At 67.4% G+C, this 15,156-nt stretch carries 12 protein-coding genes, 1 tRNA gene and 1 pseudogene; 8 read left to right on the top strand and 6 right to left on the bottom strand.

All coding sequences use genetic code 11. The annotated features are described in order from the left end of the window. Nucleotides 1–18: 18 nt before the first annotated feature. A complete protein-coding gene (locus ACIQOU_RS32610; RefSeq protein WP_401542798.1) occupies nucleotides 19–912 on the bottom strand; it encodes a hypothetical protein in 894 nt (297 codons plus the stop codon). 150 nt (nucleotides 913–1,062) lie between these two features. Here ACIQOU_RS32610 and ACIQOU_RS32605 point away from each other — a divergent pair. The 5 genes and pseudogenes from ACIQOU_RS32605 to ACIQOU_RS32585 all read left to right on the top strand — a co-directional run. Then, nucleotides 1,063–1,321, top strand: a pseudogene (locus tag ACIQOU_RS32605) (helix-turn-helix domain-containing protein); the annotation flags it as partial. A gap of 40 nt (nucleotides 1,322–1,361) precedes the next feature. Continuing rightward, on the top strand, nucleotides 1,362–1,712 hold the full coding sequence (locus ACIQOU_RS32600) for a chorismate mutase (RefSeq protein WP_401542796.1): 351 nt from the start codon (nucleotides 1,362–1,364) through the stop codon (nucleotides 1,710–1,712). A 133-nt stretch (nucleotides 1,713–1,845) separates the two neighbouring features. Beyond that, on the top strand, nucleotides 1,846–4,380 hold the full coding sequence (pepN, locus tag ACIQOU_RS32595) for an aminopeptidase N (protein ID WP_401542794.1): 2,535 nt from the start codon (nucleotides 1,846–1,848) through the stop codon (nucleotides 4,378–4,380). Nucleotides 4,381–4,778: 398 nt separating this feature from the next. Further along, nucleotides 4,779–6,134, top strand: coding sequence for a pyridoxal phosphate-dependent decarboxylase family protein (locus ACIQOU_RS32590; RefSeq protein WP_401542791.1), 1,356 nt, complete (start codon nucleotides 4,779–4,781; stop codon nucleotides 6,132–6,134). Continuing rightward, the gene (locus ACIQOU_RS32585) at nucleotides 6,131–7,549 is read left to right on the top strand and encodes a lysine N(6)-hydroxylase/L-ornithine N(5)-oxygenase family protein (RefSeq protein WP_401542789.1); all 1,419 of its coding nucleotides are present in this window, start codon (nucleotides 6,131–6,133) and stop codon (nucleotides 7,547–7,549) included. The genes ACIQOU_RS32590 and ACIQOU_RS32585 overlap by 4 nt, the downstream gene beginning before the upstream one ends. 78 nt (nucleotides 7,550–7,627) lie before the next feature. Here ACIQOU_RS32585 and ACIQOU_RS32580 read toward each other — a convergent pair whose 3' ends face one another. Further along, on the bottom strand, nucleotides 7,628–9,433 hold the full coding sequence (locus ACIQOU_RS32580) for a bifunctional metallophosphatase/5'-nucleotidase (RefSeq protein ID WP_401542786.1): 1,806 nt from the start codon (nucleotides 9,431–9,433) through the stop codon (nucleotides 7,628–7,630). 147 nt (nucleotides 9,434–9,580) lie between these two features. On the opposite strand from ACIQOU_RS32580, the gene ACIQOU_RS32575 reads away from it, so the two are divergent. Together ACIQOU_RS32575 and pyk are read left to right on the top strand one after the other, a co-directional pair. Next, entirely contained in the window at nucleotides 9,581–10,246 is a 666-nt protein-coding gene (locus ACIQOU_RS32575; RefSeq protein ID WP_401542784.1) for an SIMPL domain-containing protein, read from the top strand. 147 nt (nucleotides 10,247–10,393) lie between these two features. Further along, on the top strand, nucleotides 10,394–11,836 hold the full coding sequence (gene pyk, locus ACIQOU_RS32570) for a pyruvate kinase (RefSeq protein WP_401542781.1): 1,443 nt from the start codon (nucleotides 10,394–10,396) through the stop codon (nucleotides 11,834–11,836). 4 nt (nucleotides 11,837–11,840) lie between these two features. Here the strand turns inward: pyk and ACIQOU_RS32565 are convergent, their stop codons facing one another. Together ACIQOU_RS32565 and ACIQOU_RS32560 are read right to left on the bottom strand one after the other, a co-directional pair. Beyond that, nucleotides 11,841–12,620: a helix-turn-helix domain-containing protein gene (locus ACIQOU_RS32565; protein WP_401542778.1), complete on the bottom strand. Its 780-nt coding sequence runs from the start codon at nucleotides 12,618–12,620 to the stop codon at nucleotides 11,841–11,843. A gap of 105 nt (nucleotides 12,621–12,725) precedes the next feature. Next, nucleotides 12,726–12,798: transfer RNA gene (locus ACIQOU_RS32560), tRNA-Leu, on the bottom strand. Nucleotides 12,799–12,900: 102 nt separating this feature from the next. Between ACIQOU_RS32560 and ACIQOU_RS32555 the strand changes: the two genes are divergently transcribed. Continuing rightward, nucleotides 12,901–13,557, top strand: a complete 657-nt coding sequence (locus ACIQOU_RS32555; RefSeq protein ID WP_401542776.1) for an ANTAR domain-containing response regulator — start codon at nucleotides 12,901–12,903, stop codon at nucleotides 13,555–13,557. 79 nt (nucleotides 13,558–13,636) lie between these two features. On the opposite strand, the gene ACIQOU_RS32550 is transcribed toward ACIQOU_RS32555, so the two are convergent. Beyond that, on the bottom strand, nucleotides 13,637–14,353 hold the full coding sequence (locus ACIQOU_RS32550; protein WP_401542773.1) for an ABC transporter ATP-binding protein: 717 nt from the start codon (nucleotides 14,351–14,353) through the stop codon (nucleotides 13,637–13,639). Beyond that, nucleotides 14,350–15,153: an ABC transporter ATP-binding protein gene (locus ACIQOU_RS32545; RefSeq protein WP_401542770.1), complete on the bottom strand. Its 804-nt coding sequence runs from the start codon at nucleotides 15,151–15,153 to the stop codon at nucleotides 14,350–14,352. The genes ACIQOU_RS32550 and ACIQOU_RS32545 overlap by 4 nt, the downstream gene beginning before the upstream one ends. Between the last annotated feature and the right edge of the window lie 3 nt (nucleotides 15,154–15,156).

Raw genomic sequence — 15,156 nt, 5'->3', positions numbered from 1 at the left:
GCGCAGGAAACGGCACTCTCAGGTGTCGCACTCCAGTACCGTCCCGCACAGTCCGCACCGCGCGCGTACCCGCCCCCGGACCGGCACCCTGATCCGCTGGAGGCAGGTCGGACACGGGAACGACACCCGCAGCCCGCCGTGCCCGTCCGGGCTGAACGCGTACACGGCCCGCGGATCACCCGGCGCCTGCCGGTCCCGGGCGCGGCGACGCTCACGCGCGTAGCGGCGCCGTCCCGCCCACCCGGCCGCCGCCAGCGGAGCCAGCCGCTCGTCCCGCAGCGCCAGCTCCCGCCCCTTCGCGTACGCCGTGGACGCCTGCGGGCTGGTGAACCAGAGCGCCGGGTCCTCCCCGAACACCAGCGCCCGCTTGGCGAGGACGTACCCGAACTCCTCCGGCGTGAGATACCCCAGCTTCTGCGACGACAGCGCGTCCTGGCGGAAGGCGTCCAGGAGCAGCCAGCCCGCCCCCAGATAGGCCGCCGCGGTGTCCGTGAGGATCTCGTTGTCCCGCGTCCCCGCGAACGCCAGGTCCAGCCGGTGCAGATAGACATGCATCACCTCGTGCGCGAGCGCCGCCCCGATGTCCCGCCGATGCGTGCGGAACCGGTCGTTCAGCTCCACGAAGTACTCAGGCCCCGCCGCCAACTCCACCTGCGCCGCATGCGTCATCTCCCGGAACGCGACGATCATGCGGGCGTCCGGCAGCCGGTAGTGCCGCACCAGCTCACGGGCCACCCGCTGCGCCCCCAGATGCAGATCATCCCCATCGGGGAACGCCACATCGGCCGCGTCCACGCTCGTCGCGAACAACTGGACGGTGTCGTACGACAACCGCCGGTACAGCGCCGTGACGGCCTCCCGCACCGTCGCCAGGTGCGGGAAACCGTGCTCCACCGGTCCGTCGTTCGCCACGCCCCACCCCCAAGACGCCCCCGAAGCCGCTTCCACTCTACGGCGGACACACCCGCCCGCACGCGGCCACCGAACGCCTCAGACACCGGGCGGCAGCAGCGCCCCGCCGACCTCCCGGGGCGCCTCCTCCAGCTCCAGCAGCCACACACGGAGTACCCCCTCGGCATCCGCCTCGGCCACGCCAAAGACCTCCTCGCCACCACCGAACTCCCCGTCGCCGCCATCGCCCGCCGCGTCGGCTACGACGACCCCGGCCCACTTCTCCCGCCTCTTCACCCGCCGCGTCGGCACCGCCCCCGTCCGCTTCCGCGCCCACCAGAGCCGCACCGTCCCCGGCGGCTGGAGCGACCGCGTCCCCACCCCCGCCGACCGGCCCGTCCTGCGCTCCCCGAACCGCCGCCCCACCTGACGCCCCCGACCGGCCCACCCGCCCCGTAGGGTGGTCGCCCATGACCACCAGCAACACCGCTACCGGAGACGTCGAGCCCGCCGTCCGCGAAGAACTCGGCCGGCTGCGCGACAGCATCGACAACATCGACGCCGCCGTCATCCACATGCTCGCCGAGCGCTTCAAGTGCACCCAGCAGGTCGGCCACCTCAAAGCCGCACACCACCTGCCGCCCGCCGACCCCGCTCGCGAGTCCCGCCAGATCGAACGCCTGCGCACCCTCGCCGAAAGCGCCAAACTCGACCCCGCGTTCGCCGAGAAATTCCTCAACTTCATCATCGCCGAAGTGATCAGGCACCACGAGTCCATCGCCGAGGACACCGCCAACAGCCCCACACCCGAGGCCCGTTGACCCCGCAGAGCCCCACGAAGGCGTGACCCACCGCCCGGCGCGGCACACCCCGCGCCGAGCAACCCCCCACCGAGGCCGGACAAAGCGCATGAACCGGGCCCGGCCCTGTGCGTTGTCAGTGCCATCAGGCAGCATGTCCTGCATGTCCGTACTGACGCGCGACGAAGCGCAGACCCGTGCCAAGCTCCTCGACGTCCGCCGCTACACCATCGACCTGGACCTCACCAGCGGCGACGACACCTTCGACACCCGAACCGTCATCCGGTTCACGGCTCGCACGGACGCCGACACCTTCGTCGAGCTGATCCCCGCCGAACTGCGCTCCGCCACCCTGGACGGACACCCCCTCGACCCCGCCACCCTCGCCGGCAACCGCCTCCCCCTCACCGGCCTCACCGCCGGCGACCACGAGCTGCACATCGACGCCGCCATGCGCTACTCCCGCACCGGCGAAGGCATGCACCGCTTCACCGACCCCACCGACGGCGAGACCTACCTCTACACCCAGCTCTTCCTCGACGACGTCCAACGCGTCTTCCCCGCCTTCGACCAACCCGACCTCAAGGCCGTCTTCGACCTGACCGTCACCGCCCCCGAAGGCTGGACCGTCCTCGCCAACAGCCGCACCGAACACCTCGGCCACGGCCGCTGGCAGGCCGCCCCCACCCCCCTCATCTCCACCTACCTCGTCGCCGTCGCCGCAGGCCCCTGGCACACCGTCCGCACCGAACACCGCGGCCTCCCCTTCGGCCTGCACTGCCGCCGCTCCCTCGCCCCCCACCTCGACGCCGACACCGACGAACTGTTCGACATCACCCGCCAGTGCTACGACCGCTACCACGAGAAATTCGAAGAGCCCTACCCCTTCGACTCCTACGACCAGGCGTTCGTCCCCGAATTCAACGCCGGCGCCATGGAGAACCCCGGACTCGTCACCTTCCGCGACGAGTTCGTCTTCCGCTCCGCCGTCACCGACACCGAACGCCAGACCCGCGCCATGGTCATCGCCCACGAGATGGCCCACATGTGGTTCGGCGACCTCGTCACCCTCCGCTGGTGGGACGACATCTGGCTCAACGAGTCCTTCGCCGAGTACATGGGCTACCAGACCCTCAACGAAGTCAGCCCCGCCGCCCCCGGCGAACAACCCCCCCGCTGGCGCGGCACCAACACCTGGACCGACTTCGGCGTCGCCCGCAAAGCCTGGGGCTACGACGCCGACCAACGCCCCTCCACCCACCCCGTCGCCCCCGACGCCGTCGACGACACCGCCGCCGCCCTCCTCAACTTCGACGGCATCTCCTACGCCAAGGGCGCCTCCGCCCTCCGCCAACTCGTCGCCTGGCTCGGCGAGAAGGACTTCCTCGCCGGCGTCAACACCCACATCACCCGCCACCGCTTCGGCAACGCCGCCCTCGCCGACTTCCTCGACTCCCTCGCCTCCGCCACCGACCGCGACGTCCACGCCTGGGCCGACGCCTGGCTGCGCACCACCGGCGTCGACACCCTCACCCCCACCCTCACCACCGGCGACGACCACACCCAGACCCTCACCGTCACCCGCACCGGCCACCGCCCCCACCACATCACCATCGGCCGCTACGACCACGACCTCACCGACGACCGCCGCCTCGTCCCCCGCACCCCCCTCGCCCTCGACCTCCCCCACCCCACCCCCCAACCCCTCGGCAAACCCCCCGCGCTCCTCCTCCTCAACGACGGCGACCTCACCTACGCCAAGATCCGCTTCGACCCCCGCTCCACCGCCACCGTCCACACCCGCCTCTCCGGACTCCCCGACCCCCTCACCCGCGCCGTCGTCTGGAACGCCCTGCGCGACGCCGTCCGCGACGGCGAACTCCCGCCCACCACCTACCTCGACACCGCCCGCGACCACCTCCCGCACGAAACCGACCTCGCCCTCGTCCAAGGCGTCCTCGCCTTCGCCACCGGCCACATCACCGACCGCTACCTCACCCCCGAACAGCGCCCCACCGCCGTCGCCACCCTCACCGCCCTGTGCCGCGCCCTCATCCGCCGCACCGAGGACGGCGACCACCCCGGACTGCGCCTCATCGCCGTACGCCACTTCATCGACGTCGCCGCCCACCCCGACACCATCGCCGCGTGGCTCACCGACGGCACCGTCCCCGGCGGCCCCGAACTCGACCCCGAGCTGCGCTGGCGCGTCCTCGCCCGACTCGCCGTCCTCGGCGCGACCGACGCCGCCGCCATCGACGCCGAACTCGCCCGCGACCCCTCCGCCACCGGGCAGGAAGGTGCCGCCCGCTGCCACGCCGCGCTGCCCGACGCCGACGCGAAACAACGCGCGTGGGACGCCATGTTCACCACCGACGCGCTGTCCAACTACCTGTTCACCGCCACCGCCCGAGGCTTCTGGCAACCCGAACAGGCCGACCTCGTGCGCGGCTACGTCCCTCGCTACTACAAGGAGGTTCCCGCGCTCGCCGCCCGTCGGGGGCCTGCCATCGCCGCCGCCGCGGGGCGCTGGGGCTTTCCCGCGCATGCCGTGGACGGGGAGAATCTGCGGCTCGGCGAGAAATGCCTTCGCAAGGCCGACCTCACGCCTGCCCTGCGCCGGAAGCTCGTCGACGAGCTCGACGATCTCGCCCGGGCCCTTCGCGTCCGCGACGCCGGGGGCGAGTAGCCGTCCCGGCCCTCGCCGGGCGGGCTGTATGCCCGTGGGCACGTGCGGGTTCGTGGGGGTTCTCGCGCCGTTCCCCGCGCCCCTTAAGGGGCGTTGACGTCCCGTTGGTAGTTGGGCTGGTCCTTGTCGGGTGGGCGTGGGGTCGTGGGTGTGTGCGGGTTCTCGCGCCGTTCCTCGCGCCCCTTTTGGGGTGTTGCCGGGCCGGTGGTGGGTGGGCACGGGGAATTCGCGGCTGAGGCGCTCGCCCACTATCACCTCCCAGGTCGCTCAAACCCCCGACATGTTTTCCCCGGACGGGAGTACCCCCTTTCGGGTCGGAATCGTTGAGCCTTTCGGGCGCAGCCACGCAACGGCGTACAAGCTGGAACTCCCTCTGCCCGGCGCCCGGGAGGACACCCATGAGCACCCACCTCGCATCAGGACCCGACGGCCCCCACGCCCTGCGGCCCCTGCTCCACACCGTGCTCGACGCCCTCACCGACGGCACCCGCGCCCGCAGCGGCCCCCTCCCCGCCGGCGGCCCCCACACCATCGCCGCCCGCCTGCGCGACACCGTCGGCAACGTCCTGCCCGAACACGGCGACCCCCACGCCCTCCACACCCTCGTCCGCGCCCTCGCCGAAGGCGCCGCCGACCCCGCCCACCCCCTCTGCGCCGGCCACCTCCACTGCCCACCCCTCGCCGTCGCAGCCGCCGCCGACCTCGCCGCCACCATCCTCAACCCGTCCCTCGACTCCTGGGACCAAGCCCCCGCCGCCAGCACCCTCGAAACCCTCGTCACCCGCCAACTCGCCCACGAGACAGGCGCAGCCGACGCCCTCGTCACCACCGGCGGCACCGAATCCAACCACCTCGCCCTCCTCCTCGCCCGCGAAACCCAAGGCCCCCACCTCACCCTCGTCTGCGGCGCCAACGCCCACCACTCCCTACCCCGCGCCGCCTGGCTCCTCGGCCTCCCCGACCCCGTCATCCTCCCCACCCCCACCGGCACCCTCGACCCCACCACCCTCGCCGACACCCTCCACCAAACCCCCGGCCCCCACCTCGTCGCCGCCACCGCAGGCACCACCGACGCCGGACTCATCGACCCCCTCCCCGACATCGCCACCCACACCACCACCCACCACGCCCGCCTCCACATCGACGCCGCCTACGGAGGCGGACTCCTCTTCAGCCCCCGCCGCCGCCACCAACTCAACGGCCTCGAAAAAGCCCACACCACCACCCTCGACCTGCACAAACTCGGCTGGCAACCCATCGCAGCCGGACTCCTCACCGTCCGCGACCCCCACGACCTCACCCACCTGAACCACCACGCCCACTACCTCAACGCCGACGACGACACCGAAGCCGGCCTCCCCGACCTCCTCGGCCGCTCCACCCGCACCACCCGCCGCCCCGACATCCTCAAAATCGCCGTCACCCTCAAAACCCTCGGCCGCACCGGACTCGCCACCCTCATCGACCACGTCTGCGACCGCGCCCACGAACTCGCCACCCTCATCGAGACCCACCCCCACCTCGACCTCTACGCCCACCCCACCCTCAGCACCGTCCTCTTCCGCCCCACCCACGCCACCGACGACACCGTCGCCGCACTCCGCCGCACCCTCCTCACCCACGGCCACGCCGTCCTCGGCCGCGCCCACCTCGACGGCCGCCTCTGGCTCAAAGCCACCCTCCTCAACCCCACCACCCGCACCGCCGACCTGGCCGCCCTGCTGGCACTCGTGGAAGGACACACCCCCGCATGACCACCCCCCACCCCCCGCACCACGAACCCGACGCCCCCCGCGACCTCGTCGGCATCGGCATCGGCCCCTTCAACCTCTCCCTCGCCGCCCTCGCCCACCCCCTCACCCACCTCGACACCGCCTTCTACGAACAACGCCCCGCCTTCACCTGGCACCCCGGCCTCCTCATCGACGGCGCCCGCATCCAAGTCCCCTTCCTCGCTGACCTCGTCACCCTCGCCGACCCCGCCAACCCCTGGACCTTCCTCAACTACCTCAAAAGCCGCGACCGGCTCTTCCCCTTCTACCTCGCCGAGCACTTCCACATCGAACGCACCGAATACGACGCCTACTGCCGCTGGGTCGCCGACCACCTCCCCGGCCTCCACTTCAGCCACCAGGTCGACGCCGTCCGCTGGAACCCCGAACGCGCCCTCTTCGAAGTCGACTTCACCCACCTCGACACCGACGGCGAAGCCGAAGCCCTCGGCCGCACCCACACCCGCAACCTCGTCCTCGGCATCGGCACCGAACCCCACATCCCCGACCCCCTCAAACCCCTCGTCGACACCCCCAACGTCCCCGTCATCCACGCCGCCGACTACCTCACCCACCGCGACACCCTCCTCACCGCAGGCCACATCACCGTCATCGGCTCCGGACAGTCAGGCGCCGAGATCTTCCTCGACCTCCTGCGCAACCGACCCCCAGGCCACGAAAAAATCCACTGGCTCGGCCGCACCGAAGCCTTCGCCCCCATGGAGTACTCCAAGCTCGGCCTCGAACACTTCACCCCCGACTACACCCACTACTTCCACACCCTCGGCGAACACGTCCGCGACCGCCTCAACACCACCCAATGGCAACTCCACAAAGGCATCGACAACAACACCATCACCGCCATCCACAGCGAGCTCTACCGCCGCACCCTCCACGGCGGCTGGCCCGACGCCGTCCTCACCCCCGGCGTCCGCGTCCGCACCGCCGGCCGCATCGCCACCACCCAGGTCGAACTCCACCTCGAACACACCCAACAAGGCACCCGCTCCCGCCTCACCACCGACGCCGTCATCCTCGCCACCGGCTACCAAGAACGCCCCCTCGACCGCATCCTCGCCGGACTCGACCCCTACCTACGCCGCGACAGCCGCGAACGCCCCCGCATCGACGACCAATACCGACTCGTCCTCGACCCCTCCGTCACCGGCAACGTCCACGTCCAGAACGCCGAACGTCACACCCACGGCATCGGCACCCCCGACCTCGGCCTCGCCGCCTGGCGCAGCGCCACCATCCTCAACACCCTCACCGGCGAAGAGACCTACCGCCTCCCCACCCGCACCGCCTTCACCACCTTCGGCCTCGACCACCCCACCCCCCGCATCCCCGCCGCCCGCCAGGCCCACCACCTCACCCCCCTCACCGACCAACGCTGAACACGACAAAGGCCCGGCCGACACCCCGTCGACCGGGCCACACCCCACCTCACGACACACAGGCCTACCGGCCACCCCCTAGAACACCGGCGTACCAGCCCGCGTCAACTTCCAATCCACCGACGCGAAATCCTTCGGGTCCAACACACCCTTCGCCGTCACCCACTCCGCGATCCGCGTACGGATCTCCGTCGACTCCGACCACAACTCCTGCGCCGACGCCACATGCGGGAACGCCCCACCACCATTGGCCCGATAATTGTTCACCGCGAACACGAACTGCTGCGCATCATCCAACGCCGCACCATTGAACGTCACATTCTTGATCCGCGAACCAGCCGCCTGCGCCACATCGATCTCATACACCAACCCCGACACATAGTCGTAGTTGTAGTCCGGCCGATCACCCGCATTCGTCAACTTGTCCACATCGACCACCGCACCCACCGCCGTCTGCACGTAATACTCCGCCGAATACTCCAGATACGCCCGCACCTGCGCACCCGTCAGCAACTTCGCCACCAACGTGTTGTCATACACATACAGACTCGACAGATCCCGGATCGTCACCTGACCCGCCGGAATCTCCGACGTCCGCGAGAACGGCGACGCCTGCGCGATCACCGGCAACGACGCATACGACGTCCCCGCCAACGCCGCCTTCACCACATCCTCCTGAACCTTCGTGATCAGGTCGATGATCGGAGCGTCCTTGTACCGCGCCTCCACCGTCGTCAACGTCTCCGTCGCCGAACCCACCACCTGATTCACATACTCGACGACCTTCGCATGCTCATCCTTCAACAGCCGCGTGATCTTCGGGTCATCAGCGACCGAATTCGAATTCAACACCTTCGACGCCACCGACTCGACCGACCAACGCCCCTTCGCGAACACCAACTCGATGTCGAACACCGACATCCGCTCCGCGAACGCCAACGGCTCCGACAACACCACCGTCTTCCCCGACTTCGCGTTCACGACCTTCAACTCCGGTATCTCCACATGCGCGTGACCCACCAGAATCGCGTCAATACCAGGAACCTGCTGCGCCACCAACGCCGCCGAATTCTCCACATACGGCAACTGATCACCGTACGACGACGTCCCCGACGCCCCCGAATGCGCCGACACCACCACCACATCCGCACCCATCGACCGCAGCTTCGGCACCCACTTCGCCGCCTGCTCCTCAAGCCCCGGGAACGTCAACTTCCCCTGCACATACGCCTTGTCCCAGATCGCGATACCCGGATTCGTCAACCCCAACACCGCCACCTTCACCGGCGGAGCACCCTGCACACGAAACGTCTTCATGACATACGGCTGAAACGCCGGCCGCAACGTCTTCGCATCCAACGCGTTCGCACCCAACAACGGAAAACGCAGCTGCTCCTCGAACTTCCGCAGCGTCTCCAACCCGTAGTTGAACTCGTGATTCCCCAACGCCGCCGCGTCATAGCCGATCGCATTCATCGCCTGCGCCATCGGATGCACCGGACCACCCTTGGCGGTGATCGGATCGACCTTCGCGTAGTAGTACGTCAACGGAGTGCCCTGAATCGTGTCGCCCGCATCGATCAGCAGCGTGTTCTCACGCCCCTTCTCCTTGCGCACCTGATTCACCAACGTCGACACCCGCGCCAACCCCTGCGCGTTGCCCGCACTGTCCGAGTACTCCGCGTCCTTGAAGTAGTCCCAGTTGAAGACATGCCCATGCAGATCCGTCGTCCCCAACACCGTCAACGCATACCGCTTCACCGGCTTCGGCCGACCATGCCCCGACGCCGCCTCCGCCGACGGCGCCGCCACCGCACCGGTCAACGCCACCCCCGCACCCGTCACAGCGGACTTCTTCAGAAACTTCCGGCGATTCAAAGGCATGTCACGACTCCTGGAGGACGGTCAACAACGCGCGTAGATTCTGACCCGCCCCCGACACCCCGCAACAGGCCCCCAAGGTTTCGATCTGATGACCGAACACCTCACGCCACCCACCCCACTCGACCGATACATGACAGAGTGGGACGTATGACCACACCCACCCCCGACACCCCCCACCTCACCGTCCAAGGCCACGCCCACCTCGAAACCCACCCCGAACTCGCCCGCATCCACCTCACCCTCACCGCCCGCGGCAAAGACCGCCGCACCACCCTCAACGACCTCACCCACCGCAACACCACCACCCTCGACCTCCTCAAAAGCTACGGCGACGCCCTCGAACACCTCGAAACCGGCCACCTCACCCTCACCCCCGAACTCACCCAACGCGGCCGCACCGAACGCATCCGCACCTACCACGGCACCATCCACCTCACCGCCGAACTCAACGACTTCACCACCCTCAACGAACTCACCACCCGCCTCGCCGACCACGACCTCACCCGCATCGACGGCCCCACCTGGACCCTCCGCCCCACCTCACCCCACCACCGCCAAGCCCGCCAACAAGCCGTCCACAACGCCATCCAACGCGCCCGCGAATACGCCGAAGCCCTCGACACCACCCTCGCCGCACTCCTCGACATCACCGACACCGGCACCGAAACCCACCACCCACCCACCCCCAGCCGCACCCTCACCTACGGCACCCAAACCGAAGAAACCCCCACCCCACTCGACCTCCAACCCCAACGCCAACACCTCCACGCCACCGTCAACGCCCGCTTCACCCTCCACCCACCCCGCCTCTGAACCCCGAAACACCCTCACCCGATAAAACACCCCACCCCCCCCGCACGCCCGTAGGAATACCGAACCCCCAAAACACCACCACCCAAAGGACATTGACACCCACCCACCCCAAATACCTACCCACCAGTAAGCCCTAGGCTCACCCCCATGCGCCGAGCAAAAATCATCTGCACCCTAGGACCCGCAACCAACACCTACAACCAAATCAAAACCCTCACCGAAGCCGGAATGAACATCGCCCGCTTCAACCTCAGCCACGGCCACCCCACCGAACACGAACAGCGATACCACCACCTCCGCAAAGCCGCCGAAGAAACCGGCCACAACATCGCCACCCTCGCCGACCTACAAGGCCCCAAAATCCACCTCGGCCCCTTCACCGAAGGCCCCGTACTCCTCGAACCCGGCGACACCTTCACCCTCACCACCAACCCCCACACAAAAGGCGACCGCCACTCCTGCACCACCACCCACCCCCACCTCGCCACCGACCTCACCCCCGGCCAACACATCCTCATCGACGACGGAAAAGTCACCCTCCACATCACCCACATCGACGGCCCCCACATCCACACCACCGTCATCGAAGGCGGCATCCTCTCCGACCACAAAACCCTCACCATCCCCAACACCACCCTCACCACCCCCACCCTCACCGACAAAGACGAAACCGACCTCCGCTGGGCCATCAACACCGGCTTCGACCTCATCGCCCTCCCCGCCACCCACCACCCACACGACATCCACCACATCCACCGCATCATGGACGAAGAAGGCCGACGCCTCCCCACCATCGCAAAAATCGAAAAACCCCAAGCCGTCCACACCATCGACGACATCCTCAACCACTTCGACGGCATCATGATCGCCCGCGGCGACCTCGGCATCGAAATGCCCCTCGAACACATCCCCCTCATCCAAAAACACGCCATCACCCAAGCCCGACACAACGCCAAACCCGTCATCGTCGCCACCCAGATGCTCGACTCAATGATCCACAACCCCCGCCCCACCCGCGCCGAAGCATCCGACGTCGCCAACGCCGTCATCGACGGAACCGACGCCCTCATGCTCTCCGCCGAAACCAGCACCGGCAGACACCCCGCCGAAACCGTCCGCACCATGGCCAAAATCATCGAAGCCGCCGAACAAAACACCCTCGCAAACGGCCTCCCCCCACTCACCGACCACAACAAACCCCGAACCCAGAGCGGCGCCCTCACCCGAGCCGCAGCAGAAATCGGCGACTTCCTCCACGCCACCCACCTCATCGCCTTCACCCAATCCGGCGACACCGCCCGACGCCTCGCCCGCTACCGCTCCCCGATCCCCCTCCTCGCCTTCACCCCCGACCCCGCCACCCGCGCCCAACTCAGCCTCACCTGGGGCGTCGAAGCATTCCTCGGCCCACCCGTCGACTCCACCGACGCCATGGTCGACCAGGTCGACGAACTCCTCCTCACCCACGGCCACTGCGCCAAAGGCGACCTCGTCGTCATCACCGCCGGCTCCCCACCCGGCGTCTCCGGCTCGACCAACCTGGTCCGTATCCACCACGTAGGCGAAGACGACAACCCCAACCGGCCCTGACCCACTAGTACTTGGCCCCCACATACAGATCCATCAGAGCAACAGAAGCCTTACGGGCAACCGAGATGTTGAACGGCGTCCCGTTGCGCGTGCACTGCGTCCACTCGACGCCGACCCGGTCGAGGGTGTCCGTACAGAGCCGGCGGATGTCGGCGGACACATTGGTGAAGAAGTACCGCGGGTACTCGTAGCGCTTGAGTTCCCCGGCGATCGTCCGAGTCGTCCAGTTGGTGATACGACACCCGTCGGAGTGGATGAGCCCCCGGAGAAACTCCCAGGGATGAGCGTCGACGATGTCCTGCTGCCAGGCCTCCAGAACGATGGCACGCTCATGCTTCTTACCGGGACCGTGCTGAGGGAACATGCAGGTCCAGTGCTTGGTGTACGACTTCACCTCGACGCATCCGGCCCTGCGGCGTCGGCTGCTGTTGGGGAGTGGCATTACCTTGTGCATGGCGTCTTCAGCGGCGGCGACCAGACCCGTTTGGGCCGCGTTGCAGAAGATGGACAGGTGGTGCTGTTTGGGCTTGGAGATGATGTGGCCGTCGCCGAGGTAGAGGCCGAGTAGATAGGAGTACGCGGCTGTGTCGAACTCGCGGCCCGTACATCGAGGGCAGTCCGTCGGCTGTTCGTACTTCTCGCCGTGTGCCTTGCGGTCCTCGCTGCGCCACCAGCCCACGGTGCCACGCGGGACGTTCAATTGCTCCGCTACGAGGCGGTTTGGGACGCCTTGGCGCATCAGTGCGATGGCTTCTGCGCGAATCGAAGGGTTGTGCAGTTCCATGCGGAAACTTTGTGCCAGCGATCGCGATCCTGCGCACGAAAAAGCGGAAGATCACGCGAACGTGATCCTCCGCTTTCGGCGTCAACCTTCGAATCGAAGGAAAAGTGCCTCGGGTGGGATTCGAACCCACGCTGTCGGTGGTTTGAGCACCGTGTCTCTACCGCTGGACTACCGAGGCTTCCTGTAAAACGCAGGTCAACCGTCACCCGCTGTGCCCCTACCTTAGCGCAGCTAGGTACGCTCTTGTCAGCTGCACCCCTGCCCCGAACAAGGAGCCCCCGTGACCGCCCCCGAGTCGCCCCAGCCCGCAGACGCGCCCGACGACGACAAGTCGCACGTGCCTCCGCTGACGACCCGTGTCGTCATCGCCGAGGACGAGGCCCTGATCAGGCTCGATCTCAAAGAGATGCTGGAGGAGGAGGGCTACACCGTCGTCGGGGAGGCCGGTGATGGTGAGCAGGCCGTGGAGCTGGCCCGTGAGCACCGGCCGGACCTGGTGATCCTCGACGTGAAGATGCCGAAGCTGGACGGCATCTCGGCGGCGGAGAAGATCGCGGAGGAGAGCATCGCGCCGGTGCTGATGCTGACGGCGTTCTCGCAGCGCGATCTGGTGGAGCGGGCGCGGGACGCCGGTGCGATGGCGTATCTGGTGAAGCCGTTCAGCAAGAGTGATGTGGTGCCGGCGATCGAGATGGCGGTGTCGCGGTTCACGGAGTTGAAGGAGCTGGAGAAGGAGGTCGCGGACCTCTCTCAGCGGTTGGAGACGCGGAAGTTGGTGGACCGGGCGAAGTCGGTGTTGCAGACGGCGTACGGGTTGACGGAGCCGGCGGCGTTCCGGTGGATTCAGAAGACGTCGATGGATCGGCGGATGTCGATGCAGCAGGTGGCGGAGGCGGTTATCGCGGACGCTGAGGAGAAGAAGTCGTCCAAGGGTTGATGTTGTTCTGAGGGTGTGGCTGAGGCCCGCGTTCGTTCCGTTGGGAGCGGGTGCGGGCCTCAGTCGTGTCCGGTGGGGGTCAGTCTTCGCCGAGGTAGGCCTTGCGGACGGATTCGTCGTGGAGGAGGTCCTGTCCGGTTCCGGAGAGGACGATGTTGCCGATTTCCATGACGTGGCCCTGGTCGGCGAGGGAGAGGGCGGCTTGGGCGTTCTGTTCGACGAGGAGGATCGTCGTGCCTTGGGATTTGAGTTCTGCGATGGTCGACATGATTTTCTGCATCATGATCGGGGAGAGGCCCATGGAGGGTTCGTCGAGCATGAGGAGTTTGGGTTGGGACATGAGGGCGCGGCCCATGGCGAGCATTTGTTGTTCGCCGCCTGAGAGGGTGCCTGCTGCTTGCTTTCGGCGTTCTCCGAGGATGGGGAAGAGGTCGTAGGCGCGTTGGATGTCCTTTTCTATGCCGTCTTTGTCCTTGCGGAGGAAGGCGCCGAGTTGGAGGTTTTCGGCGATGGTGAGGCGGGGGAAGATGTGGCGGCCTTCGGGGGAGTGGGCGAGGCCGAGGGCGACGATTTTGTGTGCGGGGGTGCCGTTGAGGGGTTTTCCGTCGAAGGTGATTTTTCCGGAGCTGGGTTTGAGGAGTCCTGAGAGGGTGCGGAGGGTGGTGGTTTTTCCGGCGCCGTTGGTGCCGATGAGGGTGACGACTTGGCCTGCGTCGACGGTGAAGGAGATGCCTTTGACGGCTTCGATCTTGCCGTAGGAGACGTGGAGGTCCTCGACTTCCAGGAGGGCGGTCATTGGGCTGCTCCCTTGGTGGTGCTGGGGTCGCCCTCGAAGGGCTCGCCGAGGTAGGCGGCGATGACGCGTTCGTCGGCTTGGACGGTGTCGGAGGTGCCTTCGATGAGTTTTTCGCCTTGGACGAGGACGGCGACTCTGTCGCAGAGGTTGAAGATGAAGCGCATGTCGTGCTCGATGACGAGGACGGCTATGCCTTTGTCGCGGATGGCGAAGACGAGTTCTTCGGTGGTGCGGGTTTCTTGGGGGTTCATGCCGGCGGTGGGTTCGTCGAGGAGGAGGAGGCCGGGTTCGCTGGCGAGGGCTCGGGCGATTTCGAGTTTGCGTTGTTCGCCGTAGGGGAGGTTGCGGGCGAGGTGGTCGCGTTTGTGGGCGAGGCCGATGAAGTTGAGGAGTTCCATGGAGCGTTCTTCGCTTGCTCGTTCGGCTTTTTTGAATCCGGGGCCTCGTAGGAGGGCGGACCAGAGGCCTTCTTTGGTGCGGGTGTGGCGGCCGACGAGGACGTTTTCGAGGACGGTCATGTTGGCGAAGAGGCGGATGTTTTGGAAGGTGCGGGCGATGCCTGCTTGGGTGACGAGGTGGGGTTTGGGTGGGAGGACGTTTCCTTTGTAGGAGACGGTGCCTTCGGTGGGGATGTAGAGGCCGGTGAGGCAGTTGAAGAAGGTGGTTTTTCCGGCGCCGTTGGGGCCGATGAGGCCGACGATTTCTCCGGTGTTGACGGTGAAGTCGACGGATCGTACGGCGGTGAGTCCGCCGAAGCGCATGGTGACGTCGCGGGCTTGGAGTACGGGGGTTTGTGTCATGGG

This window comes from Streptomyces sp. NPDC091279 (assembly GCF_044757465.1).
Taxonomy (GTDB): domain Bacteria; phylum Actinomycetota; class Actinomycetes; order Streptomycetales; family Streptomycetaceae; genus Streptomyces.
This window is presented reverse-complemented; position numbering and strand designations above follow the sequence as displayed.

What these genes read in the sequence shown, in the direction of transcription:
- ACIQOU_RS32590 (WP_401542791.1), top strand. Translation starts at nt 4,779, where the DNA reads ATGAGCACCCACCTCGCATCAGGACCCGACGGCCCCCACGCCCTGCGG.
- pyk (WP_401542781.1), top strand. Translation starts at nt 10,394, where the DNA reads ATGCGCCGAGCAAAAATCATCTGCACCCTAGGACCCGCAACCAACACC.
- ACIQOU_RS32565 (WP_401542778.1), bottom strand. Translation starts at nt 12,620, where the DNA reads ATGGAACTGCACAACCCTTCGATTCGCGCAGAAGCCATCGCACTGATG.
- ACIQOU_RS32600 (WP_401542796.1), top strand. Translation starts at nt 1,362, where the DNA reads ATGACCACCAGCAACACCGCTACCGGAGACGTCGAGCCCGCCGTCCGC.
- pepN (WP_401542794.1), top strand. Translation starts at nt 1,846, where the DNA reads ATGTCCTGCATGTCCGTACTGACGCGCGACGAAGCGCAGACCCGTGCC.
- ACIQOU_RS32550 (WP_401542773.1), bottom strand. Translation starts at nt 14,353, where the DNA reads ATGACCGCCCTCCTGGAAGTCGAGGACCTCCACGTCTCCTACGGCAAG.
- ACIQOU_RS32575 (WP_401542784.1), top strand. Translation starts at nt 9,581, where the DNA reads ATGACCACACCCACCCCCGACACCCCCCACCTCACCGTCCAAGGCCAC.
- ACIQOU_RS32545 (WP_401542770.1), bottom strand. Translation starts at nt 15,153, where the DNA reads ATGACACAAACCCCCGTACTCCAAGCCCGCGACGTCACCATGCGCTTC.
- ACIQOU_RS32580 (WP_401542786.1), bottom strand. Translation starts at nt 9,433, where the DNA reads ATGCCTTTGAATCGCCGGAAGTTTCTGAAGAAGTCCGCTGTGACGGGT.
- ACIQOU_RS32585 (WP_401542789.1), top strand. Translation starts at nt 6,131, where the DNA reads ATGACCACCCCCCACCCCCCGCACCACGAACCCGACGCCCCCCGCGAC.